This is a genomic window from Roseovarius nubinhibens ISM, assembly GCF_000152625.1.
Lineage (GTDB): Bacteria > Pseudomonadota > Alphaproteobacteria > Rhodobacterales > Rhodobacteraceae > Roseovarius > Roseovarius nubinhibens.
In genome coordinates this window covers 1840085-1856541 of the sequence record NZ_CH724156.1, presented here as the reverse complement: position 1 = coordinate 1856541, position 16457 = coordinate 1840085, and the positions used below count along the sequence as shown (strand labels likewise).

The 16457-nt window shown below is 67.0% G+C and carries 15 protein-coding genes; 5 read left to right on the top strand and 10 right to left on the bottom strand.

Annotated features, from left to right (window positions below; translation table 11 throughout):
* Positions 1 to 14: 14 nt before the first annotated feature.
* The gene (locus ISM_RS08980; protein WP_009813830.1) at positions 15 to 377 is read right to left on the bottom strand and encodes a hypothetical protein; all 363 of its coding nucleotides are present in this window, start codon (positions 375 to 377) and stop codon (positions 15 to 17) included.
* Between the two features lie 35 nt (positions 378 to 412).
* Positions 413 to 1144 (bottom strand): DUF599 domain-containing protein, encoded by a 732-nt coding sequence (locus tag ISM_RS08975; RefSeq protein WP_009813829.1) that lies wholly within the window; start codon positions 1142 to 1144, stop codon positions 413 to 415.
* An 80-nt stretch (positions 1145 to 1224) separates the two neighbouring features.
* On the opposite strand from ISM_RS08975, the gene ISM_RS08970 reads away from it, so the two are divergent.
* The 3 genes from ISM_RS08970 to glcF are packed head-to-tail and all read left to right on the top strand — an operon-like array spanning position 1225 to position 5091.
* Entirely contained in the window at positions 1225 to 2664 is a 1440-nt protein-coding gene (locus tag ISM_RS08970; RefSeq protein WP_009813828.1) for an FAD-linked oxidase C-terminal domain-containing protein, read from the top strand.
* On the top strand, positions 2661 to 3782 hold the full coding sequence (gene glcE, locus ISM_RS08965) for a glycolate oxidase subunit GlcE (RefSeq protein ID WP_009813827.1): 1122 nt from the start codon (positions 2661 to 2663) through the stop codon (positions 3780 to 3782). The genes ISM_RS08970 and glcE overlap by 4 nt, the downstream gene beginning before the upstream one ends.
* A 4-nt stretch (positions 3783 to 3786) precedes the next feature.
* A complete protein-coding gene (glcF, locus tag ISM_RS08960) occupies positions 3787 to 5091 on the top strand; it encodes a glycolate oxidase subunit GlcF (protein WP_009813826.1) in 1305 nt (434 codons plus the stop codon).
* On the opposite strand, the gene ISM_RS08955 is transcribed toward glcF, so the two are convergent.
* The 6 genes from ISM_RS08955 to ISM_RS08930 form a co-directional block, all read right to left on the bottom strand.
* Positions 5092 to 5397, bottom strand: a complete 306-nt coding sequence (locus tag ISM_RS08955; protein WP_009813825.1) for a 4a-hydroxytetrahydrobiopterin dehydratase — start codon at positions 5395 to 5397, stop codon at positions 5092 to 5094.
* Positions 5394 to 6587 carry a GNAT family N-acetyltransferase gene (locus tag ISM_RS08950; protein ID WP_009813824.1) on the bottom strand — a complete coding sequence of 398 codons (1194 nt, stop codon included), beginning with the start codon at positions 6585 to 6587 and terminating at the stop codon, positions 5394 to 5396. The genes ISM_RS08955 and ISM_RS08950 overlap by 4 nt, the downstream gene beginning before the upstream one ends.
* 31 nt (positions 6588 to 6618) lie before the next feature.
* Entirely contained in the window at positions 6619 to 7392 is a 774-nt protein-coding gene (locus ISM_RS08945; protein ID WP_009813823.1) for a glycerophosphodiester phosphodiesterase family protein, read from the bottom strand.
* Entirely contained in the window at positions 7389 to 7850 is a 462-nt protein-coding gene (locus tag ISM_RS08940; RefSeq protein ID WP_009813822.1) for a RidA family protein, read from the bottom strand. The genes ISM_RS08945 and ISM_RS08940 overlap by 4 nt, the downstream gene beginning before the upstream one ends.
* Positions 7851 to 8643: 793 nt before the next feature.
* Positions 8644 to 9990, bottom strand: coding sequence for an HlyD family type I secretion periplasmic adaptor subunit (locus ISM_RS08935; RefSeq protein WP_009813821.1), 1347 nt, complete (start codon positions 9988 to 9990; stop codon positions 8644 to 8646).
* Complete coding sequence (locus ISM_RS08930; RefSeq protein ID WP_009813820.1) at positions 9987 to 11660, bottom strand: type I secretion system permease/ATPase; 1674 nt, start codon at positions 11658 to 11660, stop codon at positions 9987 to 9989. Before ISM_RS08930 ends, ISM_RS08935 begins: the two co-directional genes overlap by 4 nt.
* Positions 11661 to 11768: 108 nt before the next feature.
* On the opposite strand from ISM_RS08930, the gene ISM_RS08925 reads away from it, so the two are divergent.
* Together ISM_RS08925 and ISM_RS08920 are read left to right on the top strand one after the other, a co-directional pair.
* Positions 11769 to 12641, top strand: a complete 873-nt coding sequence (locus ISM_RS08925; RefSeq protein WP_009813819.1) for an MlaA family lipoprotein — start codon at positions 11769 to 11771, stop codon at positions 12639 to 12641.
* On the top strand, positions 12634 to 13239 hold the full coding sequence (locus ISM_RS08920) for an MlaC/ttg2D family ABC transporter substrate-binding protein (protein ID WP_009813818.1): 606 nt from the start codon (positions 12634 to 12636) through the stop codon (positions 13237 to 13239). The genes ISM_RS08925 and ISM_RS08920 overlap by 8 nt, the downstream gene beginning before the upstream one ends.
* 93 nt (positions 13240 to 13332) lie before the next feature.
* On the opposite strand, the gene ISM_RS08915 is transcribed toward ISM_RS08920, so the two are convergent.
* A complete protein-coding gene (locus ISM_RS08915; protein WP_009813817.1) occupies positions 13333 to 14157 on the bottom strand; it encodes a M90 family metallopeptidase in 825 nt (274 codons plus the stop codon).
* Entirely contained in the window at positions 14154 to 16316 is a 2163-nt protein-coding gene (locus tag ISM_RS08910) for a transglycosylase domain-containing protein (RefSeq protein ID WP_083780918.1), read from the bottom strand. Before ISM_RS08910 ends, ISM_RS08915 begins: the two co-directional genes overlap by 4 nt.
* Positions 16317 to 16457: the final 141 nt, after the last annotated feature.

Here is a 16457-nt window from a genome sequence, read left to right as displayed (position 1 = left end):
CCCTCCGCTGCGGCTTAGAAGGGCACCGCCACGGCGACCGGTTCGGCGGTCCATGACCCGTCGGAACAATGCGCCCGCACATAGATTTCGCGCATCCCGTCCGGCACCATCACGTTGCGCAGGCTGCGGGTAAAGGGCTGTTCATCGACATGCGGATGCATCAATTCGCGATAGCCCAGACGCTTGCCCTTGGCATCGATCACTTCCCAACCATCGGCATAATGATCCCAGCCGCTATCGGGATGGCGGATCGTCACGCTGACCTGCCAGTCCATGCCCTGCTTTTCGATCGCAACATCGAGAATTTCCGGCGCATCGGCCAGAACCGGCGCCGCGGAGCAAAGCGCCAGCGCGAGAAGTGGAAAATTGAGTTTCATGGGCCTACCATACCGCTTTCACAAAAGGCACAAAGTCACGTTCCCGTGCGTCGCGCATCTTCGCTCAGCTCGGGCATGTTCGACAAGAGGATGCGCCGCGATTGCGAGGCAAATTCGCGCCGCCCGACGATCACCGTGACGATCACCGACCCCACGATCAGCGCCTCCGCCCCGATGAGCCAGGCCGCCGCCGCCAGCGCGAAATATATCGCCCGCAGGCCCCGGTTGAAACTGCGCGCGGCGGTGATGTTCAGCTCGCCTGCCTGCGCCGCCCGCCGCGCGCCGCCGGGCGCGTCGCGGTCATTGGGCACCGTGCCCATCACCACCGCGCAATAGGCAAAGAGCCGGTTCGACCAGACAAACTTGAAAAACGCGCTCGCCAGAAAGCCCAGGAGCAGGATGATCTTGATCTCCCAGACGATTTCCGGTGTGCGATCAAAGGTCAGATCATCCGCCAGCGTGATGAGCTTGTCGGTATTGCCCAAGAGCGCCATGCAGCCGCCCATGGCGATCATCGTGGCCGAGGCAAAGAACGTCGTGCCCTGCCGCAGCATGGCGAGAATTTGCGAATCGAAGATGCGCGGGTCCCGGTCGAGCATGGTCTGCATCCAGGCGCGGCGATAATCCGCCATGAGCCAGGACACCGACGGATGCCGCCCGCCCGAGTTCTCGATCCAGAAGCCCATGCCCTGCCAGCCAAGCAAAAGCAGTGCGACAGCGACCTGATCAAGGGTCGAGAAAAGACTGAGACGGTCCATCAAATCCATGGCCGCACCCTAGCCGGGCGGCCCCGCGCTTGCCAGAGGGATAAATTGGTTATAAAACTTGACCAATAGGAGACGCCGCCATGGAAATGCCCGCCCCCGACAGCACCATCCTGTCGCGCAAGCCCGAAATCGTCGCCCGTCTGCGCGACCTGCTGCCCGATGACGCAGTCATCTGGGACGAGGCAGAGACCCGCGCCTATGAATGCGACGCGCTCACCGCCTATCGCTGCCCGCCGCTCGCGGTGGTGCTGCCCGCGAGTACGGAGGAGGTCTCCGCCGTGCTCGCCGCCTGTCACGACATGGGCGTGCCGGTGGTGCCGCGCGGCTCGGGCACCTCGCTGGCGGGCGGCGCGCTGCCCACCGCCGATTGCGTGATCCTTGGCGTCGCCCGGATGAGCGCGGTTCTCGACACCGACTATGCCAACCGGGTGATCCGGGTGCAGACCGGCCGCACCAATCTCTCGGTCACCGGCGCAGTCGAGGAACACGGGTTCTTCTACGCCCCCGATCCGAGCAGTCAGCTCGCCTGCGCCATCGCGGGCAATATCGCGATGAATTCGGGCGGCGCGCATTGCCTCAAATACGGGGTCACCACCAACAATCTGATGGGGGTGACGCTGGTTCTGATGGACGGCACCGTGACCGAGCTTGGCGGCGCGCATCTCGATGCCGGGCGGCTCGATCTTCTCGGGCTCATCTGCGGCTCTGAAGGTCAGCTCGGCGTGGTGACAGAGGCGGTGCTGCGCATCCTGCCTTCGCCCGAAGGCGCGCGGCCCGTGCTCATCGGCTTTGACAGCAACGAGGTCGCCGGGGCCTGTGTGTCGGACATCATCCGCGCCGGCGTCCTGCCCGTCGCCATCGAATTCATGGACCGCCCCTGCATCCGCGCCACCGAGGCCTTTGCCGGCGCGGGCTATCCCGATTGCGAGGCGCTTCTGATCATCGAGGTCGAAGGCTCCGAGGCCGAGATCGACGAACAGCTCGCCCGGATCACCGAAATCGCCCAGACCCACAACCCGGTCGAACTGCGCGAAGCCCGCGACGCCGATCAGGCCGCCCGCATCTGGCTTGGCCGCAAATCCGCCTTTGGCGCGATGGGCCAGATCAACGATTACATGTGTCTCGACGGCACCATCCCGGTGAGCGCCCTGCCGCAGGTTCTCAAACGCATCGGCGAGCTGAGCCGCGATTACGGGCTCGGCGTCGGCAATGTGTTTCACGCGGGCGATGGCAACATGCACCCGCTCATCCTCTTTGACGCGAACAAGCCCGGTGATCTCGAGAAATGCGAAGCGATGGGGGCCGACATCCTACGGCTCTGCGTCGAGGTCGGCGGCTGCCTGACCGGCGAACATGGCGTCGGCATCGAGAAACGCGACCTGATGGATCACCAATACCGCCCCGATGATCTCGAGGCACAGATGGCGGTCAAGGATGTGTTCGATCCGCACTGGCTCTTGAACCCGGCCAAGGTGTTTCCGCTGGCGGCCTCCGCCCCGCGCCGCGAGGCCCGCGCATGACCCATCGCCCGACGACCGAGGCCGAGCTCTCCGAGATCATCGCCAGCACGGAAACGCCCCTGCGCATCACCGGCGGCGGCACGCGGCCCATCGGCACGACCTCGGCCACCACCGGGCTCAGCACCTCTGCCCTCAGCGGTGTCACGCTCTACGAGCCCGGCGCGCTGACCCTGGTGGCCCGCGCCGGCACGCCGCTGGCCGAGATCGAAACCCTGCTCGCGGGCGAAGGCCAGCGCCTCGCGTTCGAACCGATGGACCACCGCCCGCTGCTGGGCAGCACCGGCACGCCGACCTTGGGCGGCATGGTCGCCGCCAACGTGTCTGGGCCGCGCCGCATCTCGGCGGTGGGTGCCTGCCGCGATGCGCTCCTCGGGGTGCGTTTCGTCGATGGCGCGGGCCGCATCATCGCCAATGGCGGGCGGGTGATGAAAAACGTCACCGGCTATGATCTGGTCAAGCTCATGGCAGGCAGTTTCGGCACGCTCGGCGTGCTGACCGAGCTTTCGCTCAAAGTGCTGCCCGCACCGGAGACCTCCGTCACCCTCACCGCCCGCGATCTCGACGATGCCACCGCCATCGCGGCGCTGTCGCGCGCGCTGGGCGCCCCGTGGGAAGTCACCGGCGCGGCGCATCTGCCGGGCACGGGGGACACCCACATCCGCCTCGAAGGCAGCGCCGCCTCGATGCGCTACCGCGCCGAGAGGCTCGCCACGCATCTGGCCGATCTCGGCGCGTTCAACGCCAATTTCGACGCCGAGGACACCGCCGCCCTCTGGGCCGCGATCCGCGATGTGCGCGCCTTTGCCGACACCAAGGGCGCGCTCTGGTGTCTCTCGGTCAAACCGGGCGATGGGCCGGGGCTGGTGGCCAGCCTGCCGGACACGCAGGCGCTCTATGATTGGGGCGGCGGGCGCATCTGGCTGCTTGACCCGAGTGGCACAAAAGGCGCAGCCATCCGTGATGCCGTGGCCCGCATCGGCGGCCATGCCACTCGCCTGCGCGGCGCGGATGACCTGCCCGCCTTCCCCCCCGCCAACCCGGTGGTGGCCCGGCTCGAACAAGGGCTCAAAGCCCGGTTCGACCCGCGCGGCCTCCTCAACCCCGGCCTGATGGACTAATCCCATGCAAACGCATTTCACCGAGACCCAGCTCGCCGATCCCGGCACCAAACGCGCCAAAGACATCCTGCGCGCCTGCGTGCATTGCGGCTTTTGCACCGCGACCTGCCCAACCTATCAGGTGCTGGGCGACGAGCTCGACAGCCCGCGCGGCCGCATCTACCTGATCAAGGACATGCTCGAGAACGAGCGCGTGCCAGACGCCAAGACGGTCAAACATATCGACCGCTGCCTGAGCTGCCTCGCCTGCATGACCACCTGCCCGTCGGGGGTGCATTACATGCATCTCGTCGATCACGCCCGCGCCTATATCGAGCAGCGCTACAAACGCCCCCTTGGCGACCGGGCGCTGCGCTGGATGCTGGCCAACATCCTGCCCTATCCGATGCGCTTTCGCCTCGCCCTTCTGGCGGCCAAGCTGGGCCGGCCCTTCGCACCGCTCATCCCCGATGCACGGCTCCGCGCAATGCTGCGCATGGCCCCGAAACGCATCCCCCCGGTGAGCCGCAACGACGACCCGCAGAGCTTTGCCCCGGTGCAAGCCCCCGACACCGCCCCGAAACTGCGCGTCGCGCTGATGACCGGCTGTGCGCAAAAGGCGCTCAACACCGATATCAACGACGCCACGATCCGGCTCTTGACCCGGCTCGGCTGCGAAGTGGTGGTGGCACGCGGCGCGGGTTGCTGCGGGGCGCTCACCCATCACATGGGCCGCGAAGACGACAGCCACGCCGCCGCCGCCCGCAACATCCAAGCCTGGATGGCCGAGGCCAATGGCGCGGGGCTCGACGCCATCGTGATCAACACCTCCGGCTGCGGCACCACGGTCAAGGATTACGGCCATATGTTCCGCAATGATCCGCTGGCCGATGCGGCGGCGCATATCTCGGGGCTGGCCTGCGACATCTCGGAACTGCTGACCCGGCTCGACCTGCCCGCAAGTGCGCCCAAGGACCTTACCGTCGCCTATCACGCCGCCTGCTCGCTGCAGCACGGGCAAAAGGTCAAATCCGCGCCCAAGGATCTCTTGAAACGGGCCGGGTTCACCGTGGTCGAGCCCGCCGACAGCCATCTCTGCTGCGGCTCCGCCGGCACCTATAACCTGATGCAGCCCGAGATTTCCGCCGAGCTGCGCAAGCGCAAGGTGGCGACGCTCATGGCGCGCCGCCCCGATGTGATCGCGGCGGGCAATATCGGCTGCATGATGCAGATCGGCCAAGGCACCGAGACGCCCATCGTGCACACGGTCGAGCTGCTCGACTGGGCGACCGGCGGGCCAATGCCGCCCGCCCTGTCCCATCTTGGGTGATCAGCCCGGCTGACCCGCCAGCTTGTCCATCTTGCGCGCCAGCTTGACGTCAAGCTGGCTCAGCCCGTCCACATCATGGGTCGTCAGACACACCGACACCCGGCTGTAGACATTCGACCATTCGGGATGGTGGTTCCATTTCTCGGCCCAGATCGCCGCGCGCATCATGAACCCCATCGCCTCGGTAAAATCGTCGAATTTGAACGTCTTTTCAATCGCGTCGCGCCCCTCTGTCAGGGCCCAGCCGGTCTCGAGCAGCGGCTCCACCATGGTACTTCGTGCGGTATCGCTCAGCTTTTCGGTCATTCTCTCTCATCCCCTGTTGATCTGCGAAACGGGCCATAGCCCGTCAGAATTTCGATATCTTCCTCGACCGCCGCGCCCTCGGCCTCGAGATATTGCGCGATGGCCTGGGCAAAGCCGGGATCGCCGACCCAATGCAGCGAATGGGTGACCTGCGGCAGGTATCCACGCGCCAGCTTATGCTCGCCCTGCGCGCCCGCCTCGACCCGGGCCAGACCCTCGGCAATGGCAAATTCCATCGCCTGATAATAGCACAGCTCGAAATGCAGGTTGGCATGGGCCTCGCCACAGCCCCAATACCGGCCAAAAAGCGCCTCGCGCCCAATCAGATTGAGCGCCCCGGCCACCGGCACGCCGTCGCGCTCGGCCACGATCATCAGGATATCCTCGCCGAGCCGCTCTGCCGCGAGGTCGAAAAACCCCCGCGTGAGATAGGGCGTGCCCCATTTTCGCGCGCCGGTGTCTTGATAAAACGCCCACATCGCGTCCCAATGCGCCGGGGTGATCTCTGCCCCGCGCAGCCGCCGGATCTCGCCGCCAAAGCCCTGCGCCGCCGCCCGTTCCTTGCGGATGTTCTTGCGCTTGCGCGAACTCAGATCGGCGAGGAAATCGTCGAAACTGCCATAGCCGCGATTGTGCCAGTGATATTGCTGGTTGCGCCGCGCCATGAGGCCCAGCGCCCCGGCCCCCGCCGCCTCATCGCCGGTGCAAAAGGTCACATGCAGCGACGACAGCCCATGGCGCTCGGCCAACTCCACCGCGCCCTGTACCAGCGCCGCCCGCCCGGTCGCCTCATGCCCCGGCCTTGCCAAGAGCCGCCGCCCGGTCACCGGCGTGAACGGCACCGCGATCTGCAGCTTCGGATAGTAACGCCCGCCCGCCCGCTCATAGGCATGGGCCCAGTTGTGATCGAAAATATACTCGCCCTGGCTGTGCCCCTTGGCATAGAGCGGCGCCACCGCGATGACCTCGCCCGCCTGCCGCGCCACCACGTGATGCGGCTCCCAGCCACTGCCCGGCCCGACCGACCCGCTCTCTTCCAGCGCTTGCAAAAACCGATAGGTGGTAAAGGGATCGGCCGGCCGCCCGCCGCCCGCCGCTTCGGGACAGGCGCAAATATCCCAATCCGCCGCCCCGATCTCGGCAATGCTGTCATGAAAACTGACGCTGATCTGATGGTCGCTGTCGGGCATCTCGTTCAATCTGGGGGCTTTTCCCCGGCGATCAAGCGGGATGTGCCGCGAGATAGCCCTCGAAGGTGATATTCTCCGCGATCCGGCGGGCCTTTGCCTCCTGCGCCGCCGAGCGCACGGTCCAGCAGAGCACATGCCCGCCCGCCGCCTTGATCTCTGCCACCCGGGGCCGGTCGAGATCGCCGACCTCATGGCTGATGAAACTGGACCCAGAGACCGCATAATCCGGAATATCGCGCAGCCTGTCGCGCACCTCGGCCCGCAACAGCGGCCAATCCTCCGCCCGATAGGCAGAGGTCACGATGCCGCGCGGCAGATCGGGGCAGAGCTCGGCCAGCTGGATCACAGATTGCGGATTAAAAGACATGAGCGCCACATCGCCGCGATAGCCAGCTAGCGCCGCCGCGACGGCCCGCTCGAGCCCGCCATCGGTGGCGCCCATTTGGCCATGCTGATCCTTGAGTTCGATGAGCAACGGCACCCGCCCCGCCACGAGATCGAGCACCTCGTCGAGCCCCGGCACGCCCTCATCGCCGCCCAAAAGCGGCGTCTGCGCCAGCTCCGCCGCGCTTTGCAGCCGGATCGGACCGGCCCGCCCGGTAAGGCGCCCCATGTCGTAATCGTGAAACACCATCGCCGCGCCATCGCGGCTCGGCTGCAGATCGATCTCGATCCCATAGCCCCGCGCGATGGCCGCGCGGATCGCCGCCCGCGAATTCTCAGGCCGCCCCTGGGCCACATCATGCAGCGCACGATGGGCCAGCGGCGTGGTCAGAAAAGACGCGGGTAGCGGCACTTGGCTCATTTGATCTCGAAGACCCCGTCGATCTCCACCGCCACGCCAAAGGGCAGCGACGCCGCCGACACGGCCGAGCGCGCATGCTTGCCCGCCTCCCCCAGCGCCGCGCCGAGGAAATCGGACGCGCCATTGATCACCTGCGGCTGCTCGGTGAACTCCGGGGTCGAATTGACGAACCCGCCGAGCTTGACCACCCGCACCAGCCGATCGAGATCACCGCCACAGGCCGCCTTGACCTGCGCCAAAAGCGCAATGGCGCACACTTTCGCCGCAGCCGCGCCCGCCGCCACATCGAGATCCGCGCCAAGCTTGCCAGTGATGAGCGTATCGCCATCCTTGCTGATCTGCCCCGACACGTGCAGCAAAGTGCCGCTCTGCACATAGGGCACGTAATTGGCCGCCGGCAGCGGCGCCTCGGGCAGGGTCACCCCCAGCTCAGCCAGTTTGGTTTCAAATTGTCCCATGTCATGCTCCTCGCACAGCCTCTGATTTGCGGCAGACGCTAATCCGGCACGACGGAAAATGAAATGGCAAATCCGCCCCTTGCCCCTCCCCCAACCAAACCCCGCGCCACTCCGCAAACGCGCCGATGGACCACCCAGCCACGCTTCTTTCTGATCGAAAATAGCCAAACTCCCCCGGCCCGCCACTTGGCCCACCCCGTCGCCCCACAATGCCACCCCAACGCCACGCGTCCTGGCAACGAACGCCCGCCTGGCGCGAGCCCTCAACGCGCACCGCACCAATGGGAAGAGCAGGGCACCCCCATGCCGCTAACCGGCGAGGAACAAACCCGCCCCTCCTCTTTCTGGACATGAATACCCAAGTCCAACCGCCTGCCTCAGGCAATGCCCCCTCGGCCCATAACGCCGCCCCCGCCCCGCGCGCCCGACCCGCGCTCGCCAGTGTGCCCCAGACCCGCGACGAAGACCCTTGCGCTTGGGAGGCGCACAAAATATCTCCGCCCCCTCATTCTGGTCACAAATACCCATAACGCAGCACGCCTGCCCCCTGGGCCCGTGCTCACGGCCTAACACCGCCCCAACGCCAAGTGTCCTACCCATGATACGCCCGGTTGGCACAGGCCAACAACGAGCACCGCAACAGATAGGAAGAGCGCGACCGGGACCCACGCCCGACGGCGCAACCCCGCAAGGAATACCCCGGCCCCTCCCTCTTTCTGGTTAAAAATACCCAAAGCACCCCGGCCCGTTGCCTGCCCCCTCGACCTACAGCGCCGCCCCAGCTCCACACCCCCTACCCCCGAAAGGCCCGGTTGAAATAGGCTGTCACCGGGCGCAGCAGAAACTGCGCGGGGCTCTGCTCGCCGGTCTGAAGATAGACCTCGACCGGCATCCCCGGCACCAGCCCCGCCCTCTCCTGCAAGGGCCGCAGCGCCTCTGCTTCGGCCCAGACCTCTGCCCGGTAGTACCGCCGACCATCCGCGCCATCCTGCACCACATCGGGCGAGATTGACCCAACCTTTGCCGCCACATCGCGCCCCTCGCCCTGCTCAAGCGCCGAAAAACGCAGCAGCGCCGCCTGCCCGCTGTAAATCTGGTCGACCTCCAGCGGGCTGATCTCGGCGCTCACATGGATCGGCCTGTCGCCCGCCACCAAGGTCAGGATCGGCGCGGCGGGGCGGATCACCGCCCCCGGCCCATGCACCTCGACCTGCTGGATGGTGCCCGCCACCGGGGCCCGCAACTCAAGCCGCGCGAACCGCGCCCGCAACACCCGCCGGGTCTCGGCGAGCTCGATCTCGCGATGACGCAGGTCGCGCAGCTGATCGATCACCCGCTCGCGCATCCGGCTTTCGCGGCCCAACTGTTCGAGCTCGATCTCGGCGATCCGTCCCTCGGCCCCGGCCCGATGCGCCGCGACCTCGCCCAGCTCCCCGTCGAGCCGCGCCGCCTCCCGCTCGAGCGCCAGAACCCGCCCCGCCGGGGTCAGCCCCTGCGCCCGCAACTGCCGCAAATCCGTCAACTCCTGCGCAATCAGCCCTGCCTGCCGGCGCAGCGCTCGCGCCTGCGCCCCGAGCCCGTCGATCTCCGCCCGCGACTGCGCCACCCGCCGCCGGGCCTGCCCCGCCTCACGGGCCTGCGCCGCGCGCCGGGTGGCAAAGAGGCGGCCTTGCCCCTGCAAGGTCTCGGCCAGCCCCTCGTCGCCTGCCGCCCGGTTGCGCAATTCGGGATCGAAGTCGATCGCCGCCGCCCCGTCGCGCTCGGCCTCGAGCCGCGCCCGCCGCGCCATCACCTCGAAGAGCCGCGCCTCGACAAGGATCAGCTCCTCGGCGATCTCGCCGCCCTCAAACCGGGCCAAGAGCGCACCCTTGGCCACCTGCATCCCCGGCCGCACGGCAAGCGCGGCCAACGTGCCGCCATCGGGATGCTGCACCACATGCGCCGCCATATCCCGCACGACCCAGCCCGGCGCGACCACCGCCTGCGACAGCCGCGCCGCAAAGGCCCAACCGCCAAAGCCAAGGCACAGGATCAAAAGCGCCAGCCAACCAAGGCGCATCAGCCACCCCAGATCCTCACTGGCCTCCGCTTCCGGCTCCTCCGCCAGCGCCGTCCCGTCCCAAGATCGTTCCTGTTTCATGGCGCGGCCTCGGCCCGAACCGGCATCCCTGCCCCCCTAGCCACATCGCTCGCCCCAGAGGCAGACCCCCCCGGCAAAAAACTCTGCGCCAGCCCCGCCTCAAGCGTCAGCACCAGATCGCAATGGCCCAAAACCTCCGCGTCATGCGAGGCCAACACCACCGCCCGCCCCGCGGCGCGCAGGTCGCGCAGCATCTCGCCAAGGCGCTGCCGCCCGGCCGCGTCGAGATGCGCCTCCGGCTCGTCCAGCAGGATCAGCCCCGGCGCGCCAAAGAGCGCCCGCGCCAGTGCAACCTGCTGTGCCTGCCCGCCCGAAAGCGGCGCACCGCCCGCCGTCATCACCGTGTCATAACCCGCCGCGCAATCGAGGATCGTCTCATGCGCCCCCGCCAACCGCGCCGCCGCGATCACCGCCGCCATATCCGGCGACCGCTGCAACCGCGCGATATTCTCGGCAATCGTGCCATCGAAAAACACTGCCCGCTGTGGCAGATATCCGCACCATCGCCCCAAAACCCCCGCGCCATATTGCGCCAGAGGCACCCCGCCGAGCCGGATCTTGCCCCAGACCGGCGGCCAGACCCCGGCCAGCGCTTCGATGAGCGTCGTCTTGCCCGCCCCCGATGGCCCGCAGAGGCCCAGAATCTCACCCGGTCGCACCTCAAAGCTCAGCCCGCGCAGCACCGGCGGCGACGCGGCATCGGGCCGGATCGTCGCCTGTTGCACCTGCAGATGCGGCTCGGGGCGCGGCAATGGCGAGGGATCCGCGCCCGCCGGTGGCCCCACTTGCCGCAGCGCCTCCCAGCCCTTTCGCGCCTCGCCGATCATCGGCCATTGCCCGACCACCTGCTCCACCGGGGCCAGCGCCCGCCCCATGAGCACCGAGGCCGCGATCATCGCCCCGGGCGACAGCTCGGCCCGCAGCACGAGATAGGCCCCAAGCCCCAAAAGCGCCGATTGCAGCCCTAGCCGCGCCACCCGGGCCATCGCCGCCGCGCCGCCGCCAATATCCGCCGCCGCGATCTGATGCCGCCGCGCCTGCCCGCGCAGCCCTTGCCAGCGCGTCCCGAGCCCTTCAACCATGCCGAGCGCCCGCGCCGTCACCGCCGCCGCGCCCGCCGTCTCGGCCAACCGCTGCGCCCGCTGTTGATCGAGCGCCGCCCGCGCGCCCCTGCGCCGGGTCCGGACATGGCCGAGGATCGACAGCCCTGTGAGCGCCAGCGCGCCAATAAGGGCCAGCCAGCCGAGCCAGGGATGAAACAGCCAAAGCGCCCCCAGAAACAGCGGCACCCAGGGCAGGTCAAACAGCGCCAGACAGACCGGCGCGGCAAGAAACCGAGGCACCGTATCGAGCCCGCGCAGCGCCTCTGCCGCCTGACCAGCACCATGACCACGCCCCCGATCCAGCCGCATCAGCCCGGCAAACACCGGCCCCGACATCTCACGGTCGAGCCGCGCGCCAAGCCGGGTCATGATCCGCCCGCGCAGCACATCGAAAACGCCCATCATCGCAAAGAGAAACCCCGCCAAGAGGGTCAACGCCACAAGCGTCTCTTCCGACCGGCTGCCGAGCACCCGATCATAGACCTGCAGCATATAGATCGGCCCTGTCAGCATCAGCAGATTGACCGCCATGCCCAAGAGCGCCACAAAGCCCAAGATCCGCCCCATCGGCCGCAGACCACCGCCCGCCGCCGTACCACCTGGGCGGGCGTTACCATTCTGCCACGTCTCTTTCGGTTTCAACCGCAAAGCTGTAGTCTCGCTCGGGATTGGTTTATGCAACGCATTCAATATGACGATTCGGGTTTAGATCTGGTGAAGCTGCTGACACTCCCCTTGGCCCCGCGCCGCCTCTTTGCCGCGCTCGCGCTTGCGGGCGTCACGGCTCTTTCCGCCTGCGGCCAGTCCGATCCGGCCCTGACCCGCGACGCCCCCTACGACCCGTGGGAGGCCGAGAACCGCAAGGTCCATAATTTCAACAAATCGCTTGACCGCAACATCGTGCGGCCCACCGGCAAGGGCTATACCGCCGCGGTGCCCGACGATATCGAAACCGTGGTCTCGCGCTTTGCCGAGAACCTGACGCTGCCGCGCTCGATCCTCAACAATATCCTGCAGGGCAACGGGCTTGGCGCCACCACCGACACCTACCGGCTGCTGGTCAATACGACGCTCGGGCTCGGCGGCTTCTTCGACCCCGCGACCGAGCTCAACATGCCGGCCCGCACCAATGCCGATTTCGGCCAGACGCTCTATGTCTGGGGCGTCAACCAGGGCCCCTATATCGAGCTGCCGCTGCTCGGCCCCTCGACGACGCGCGAAACCGTCGGCATGACGGTGGATCTGATCATCAACCCGCTGAACTACGTGCTGCCCTCGCCCGAGAGCTTCTACGGCACCGCCGCCTCGGTCTCGTCGAGCCTGAGCGCGCGTGGCCAATATTCGGACACGATCGATTCCGTCCTGCATGAAAGCGCCGACAGCTACCGCGCCTCGCAATCTCTTTATCTGCAAAATCGACGGTTCAAGCTGGGCAAGGGCCGGAGCGACACCTATCTAGATCCTTATGACGCCGTTTCGGGCGATCCCTACGGCGAAACATCTGCTGCCGCTTCGGGCGATCCATATGAGGACCCTTACAATGAATGATTACACGCGCCGCCGTTTCCTGGCCACTTCCGCCGCCGCCGCCACGGCCCCGCTGCTCGCCGCCAGCCCGGCGCTGGCCCTGACCGATGCCTCGGCCCGCTCGCTGGTCGACAAGGTCGTGGCCGAGATCAACCGCGTCATCGCCTCGGGCAAGCCGCTCGGCTCGATGATCAGCGATTTCGAGCGGATCTTCCGCACCTATGCGGATGTGAACATCATCGCGCAATCGACGCTCGGCGCCGATGCCCGCCGCGCCAGCCCGGCCCAGATGCGCGCCTATACCGACGCCTTCCGCGGCTATGTCGCCCGCAAATACGGCAAGCGGTTCAAGGAATTCCAAGGCGGCGAAATCACCGTGCGTGACGTGCGCCGGGTGAAATCTTGGCATGAGGTGAACTCGACCGTGAAACTCCGCGGTCAGAGCCCGTTTGAGGTGAAATTCCTCGTCTCCGACAAATCCGGGCGCGATCTCTTCTTCGACATGGTGATCGAAGGCATTTCCCTGCGGCTCAGCGAACGCACCGAGATCGGCTCGATGCTCGACCGCCGTCAGGGCAATATCGACGCGCTCATCGCCGATCTGCGCAACGCGGGCTAAGCCCCGCCGCGCCCTCTCGGGCACACGACCCATCCAAGGCCCTCGCGGAATATCTGCGGGGGCCTTTCTCTTGCCCCCGCCTGCACCCGCCGCCTAGCGCCAGCTTACGGGGTCGAGCTTGAGCAGCTCTGAGAGCTGCGCATAGAGCTCCGGCTCGTCCTCGCGCAGATCGCCGGGCCGCTCGAAAAACGCTTCGATCGCCACCGCAAAGAACTCCTCATGGCTCTGCGCCCCATAGGTGTCGAGAACGCTCGCCCGCCCGGTCTCGGCGCGGCGGCGCAGCCGCATATAGGCGCGCAGGAACACCCGTTCCCATTCCTCGAAACTCTGCCCCTCGGCGAGCACCGGCACGCCATTGGTATCGCCCGAGAGATCGTCGAACTGATGGGCGAACTCATGCAGCACCACGTTGCGCCCATCCTCCGGATCGGCCGCCCCCGCCGCGACATCGGCCCAGGACAGCACCACCTGCCCCCGCGACCAGCTCTCGCCGAGCCGCACCACCTCTTCCTCGCGCACCACATAGCCATCACGGCTCACCATGCGCGACCGAAAGGCCCCGGGATAGACCAGAACCGTGGTGAGCTCTTCATACCAAAGGTCACTCGCCAGCGGGATGAGACAGGCCTGCGCCGCAATCGAGAGCCGCATCTCCTCGCTGACCTCCAACCCGTCACAGCCGACAAACGCCACCTGTTCGAGAAAGAGCGCCACCCGCCCTTCGAGCATCGGCCGCAGATCCTCTGGCAGCCGCGCGATCAGCGGCACCGCCGCGAGGATCGCTTGCCGCTGATCGGGGCGCAGCCCGGCCTCGATCAAATCCTGCCGATGCCGCGCCTGGCGCTGTCCCGACCGCCAGAGCGACAGCCCCACCAAGACCGGCAGGGACAGCAGGATCAGAACAATCAGCGTGCTCAATCGATCCCCAAAAGCTGACGCAGGATGTTTTCAATGGGCCGGTCACGCTGCCGCTGCGGCTGCCGCCGGGGCTGTTGCTGCGGCTGCGGTTGCGGCTGGGCCTGACGCGGCGGCTCGACCTTGGCCATGGGCAGCGGCGTCGGCGGCACGCCCTCATGCACGCGGATCATGGTCTCGCGCCAGATTTCCGCCGGAAGCCCGCCGCCCGTCACCCCGGTCAGCGGCGTGTTGTCGTCATAGCCCATCCAGACGCCCGCGACATAATCGGCGGTAAAGCCGAGGAACCACGCATCGCGCGCCGCCTGGGTGGTGCCGGTCTTGCCCGCCGCCTCGCGATCCGGCAGCGCCGCGCGCTGGCCGGTCCCCGAGGTCACCACCTTGTTCATCATATAGATGAGCTCTCGCGCCGCCTTCTCGTTGATCACCCGCTCGCCAATGCCGCCCGTGGTGCCCATCAGCGGCTCATTCTCGCCCAGCAGGCGCAGATCGATGAGCCCATAGGGCGTCACCGACGAGCCGCCGTTGAGAATACCGGCATAGGCCCCGGTCATCTCCAGAAGCGAGCTCTCCGACGCGCCCAGCGCCAGCGCCGGCCCGGCGGCAAGATCGCTCTCGATGCCGAAATCGCTGGCCACCTTGCGGACAAGGTCGCGGCCGACGCTCTCGGACACTTTCACCGCCGGGATGTTGTAGGATTCCTGCAGCGCCTGCGTGAGCGTCACCCGGCCATGGAATCGACGGTCATAGTTTGACGGGCACCATTCGCCCGATCCGGGAATATTGAGGCAATAGGCCTCATCGACCACCGTGTCATTGGGCGAATGCCCAAGCTCGAGCGCGGTGGCATAGACGAAGGGCTTGAAACTCGACCCGGTCTGCCGTTTGGCCTGGGTGGCCCGGTTGAACGCGCCGGACACTTTGGTCTCGCGGCCGCCGACCATGGCCCGCACCGCGCCATCGGCGCTCATCACCACGATGGCCGCCTGCGCCTTGGACCCGTCGCGCACCTTGTTCTCGAAAATGAAATCCATCGCCTCTTCGGCCGCGCGCTGAATGCGCTGGTCGAGCGTGGTGCGCAGGATCACATCCTCTGTCGTGTCGCGGGTGAAGAAATCCGGCCCCGAATCCATCACCCAATCGGCGAAATAGCCGCCCGCCTGCCGCTGCGCCGCCTCCGACAGGGTCGCCGGATTGGCCTGCGCCGCGCGCAGCTCGTCCGAGGTGAGATAGCCCTGATCATACATCAGCCGCAGGATCGTCGCCGCCCGGTCCTGGCTGCGCTTGAGATCATTGGTCGGCGCCAGCCGCGTCGGCGCGGTCAGCACCCCGGCCAGCATCGCGCCCTCCGAGGCATCCACCGCCGTCGCCGATTTGCCAAAGAACCGCTCTGCCGCCGCCTCGGCCCCATAGGCGCCGCCGCCGAAATAGGCCCGGTTGAGATAGATCGACAGGATCTGATCCTTGGAATATTTCGCCTCCATGGCCAGCGCGAAGATCGCCTCCTTGGCCTTGCGCAGGATCGTGGTGCGGCGGCAATCCTGCACATAATCGCGCTCGCTCTTCCACTGGTCCTTGTCATATTCGACGCCGAGACAGAGAAGCTTGGCCGTCTGCTGCGTGATGGTCGAGCCGCCATGCCCCTGCAGCGGCCCCCGCCCCTCGCGCAGGTTGATGCGGATGGCGCTCGCCACGCCGCGCGGGCTGATGCCGAAATGGCGATAGAACCGCTTGTCCTCGGTGGCCACCACCGCATTGCGCAGATGCCGCGACACCGTGTCGGCGGTCACCGCGCCGCCGAATTGATCGCCGCGCCAGGCAAAGACATCGCCCTCGCGGTCCATCAAGGTCACCGATCCCTTGGATCGGCCATCGAGAAGCGCGGTCGCCTCGGGCAGGGTGCTATAGACATAGGCGGTGGCCAGACCGATGATCATCGCCACGATAAAGCCGACGCGCCAGCCGATCCCCCAGATCACCCGCCAGATCCAGCGCAGAATCGCGAGGAAGAATCCGCTGATGCCGCCGCGACGGGGCGGGCGCGGCTTGCGCGGGCGGCGGCGCGAGGGCGTCTTGGCGCGTTTCGGCGCGGCTGTTTTCTTGGCCGGGCGCGAGCGCTTGTCGGCCACCAGTCTCGTCTTCTTGCCACCTGAATTGCTCATCTCAGCCCTGCCCCGGCTCTTGGATTTTTCCGCCTTATAGCCCGGCACGGGGTCAAAGTCGCGCCTCCAATCCCCCTGCCTGCCGTTTTTCCGCCGCCCAATTTCTAGTCAATGCGACCCGGTTGCACAAAAAATAGTCGC

Coding starts and splice junctions, on each gene's coding strand:
- ISM_RS08930 (WP_009813820.1), bottom strand. CDS start 11,660: ATGGGGCGGATCTTGGGCTTTGTGGCGCTCTTGGGCATGGCGGTCAAT.
- ISM_RS08980 (WP_009813830.1), bottom strand. CDS start 377: ATGAAACTCAATTTTCCACTTCTCGCGCTGGCGCTTTGCTCCGCGGCG.
- ISM_RS08955 (WP_009813825.1), bottom strand. CDS start 5,397: ATGACCGAAAAGCTGAGCGATACCGCACGAAGTACCATGGTGGAGCCG.
- ISM_RS08920 (WP_009813818.1), top strand. CDS start 12,634: ATGAATGATTACACGCGCCGCCGTTTCCTGGCCACTTCCGCCGCCGCC.
- ISM_RS08910 (WP_083780918.1), bottom strand. CDS start 16,316: ATGAGCAATTCAGGTGGCAAGAAGACGAGACTGGTGGCCGACAAGCGC.
- ISM_RS08945 (WP_009813823.1), bottom strand. CDS start 7,392: ATGAGCCAAGTGCCGCTACCCGCGTCTTTTCTGACCACGCCGCTGGCC.
- ISM_RS08970 (WP_009813828.1), top strand. CDS start 1,225: ATGGAAATGCCCGCCCCCGACAGCACCATCCTGTCGCGCAAGCCCGAA.
- ISM_RS08975 (WP_009813829.1), bottom strand. CDS start 1,144: ATGGATTTGATGGACCGTCTCAGTCTTTTCTCGACCCTTGATCAGGTC.
- ISM_RS08925 (WP_009813819.1), top strand. CDS start 11,769: ATGCAACGCATTCAATATGACGATTCGGGTTTAGATCTGGTGAAGCTG.
- glcE (WP_009813827.1), top strand. CDS start 2,661: ATGACCCATCGCCCGACGACCGAGGCCGAGCTCTCCGAGATCATCGCC.
- ISM_RS08940 (WP_009813822.1), bottom strand. CDS start 7,850: ATGGGACAATTTGAAACCAAACTGGCTGAGCTGGGGGTGACCCTGCCC.
- ISM_RS08950 (WP_009813824.1), bottom strand. CDS start 6,587: ATGCCCGACAGCGACCATCAGATCAGCGTCAGTTTTCATGACAGCATT.
- ISM_RS08935 (WP_009813821.1), bottom strand. CDS start 9,990: ATGAAACAGGAACGATCTTGGGACGGGACGGCGCTGGCGGAGGAGCCG.
- glcF (WP_009813826.1), top strand. CDS start 3,787: ATGCAAACGCATTTCACCGAGACCCAGCTCGCCGATCCCGGCACCAAA.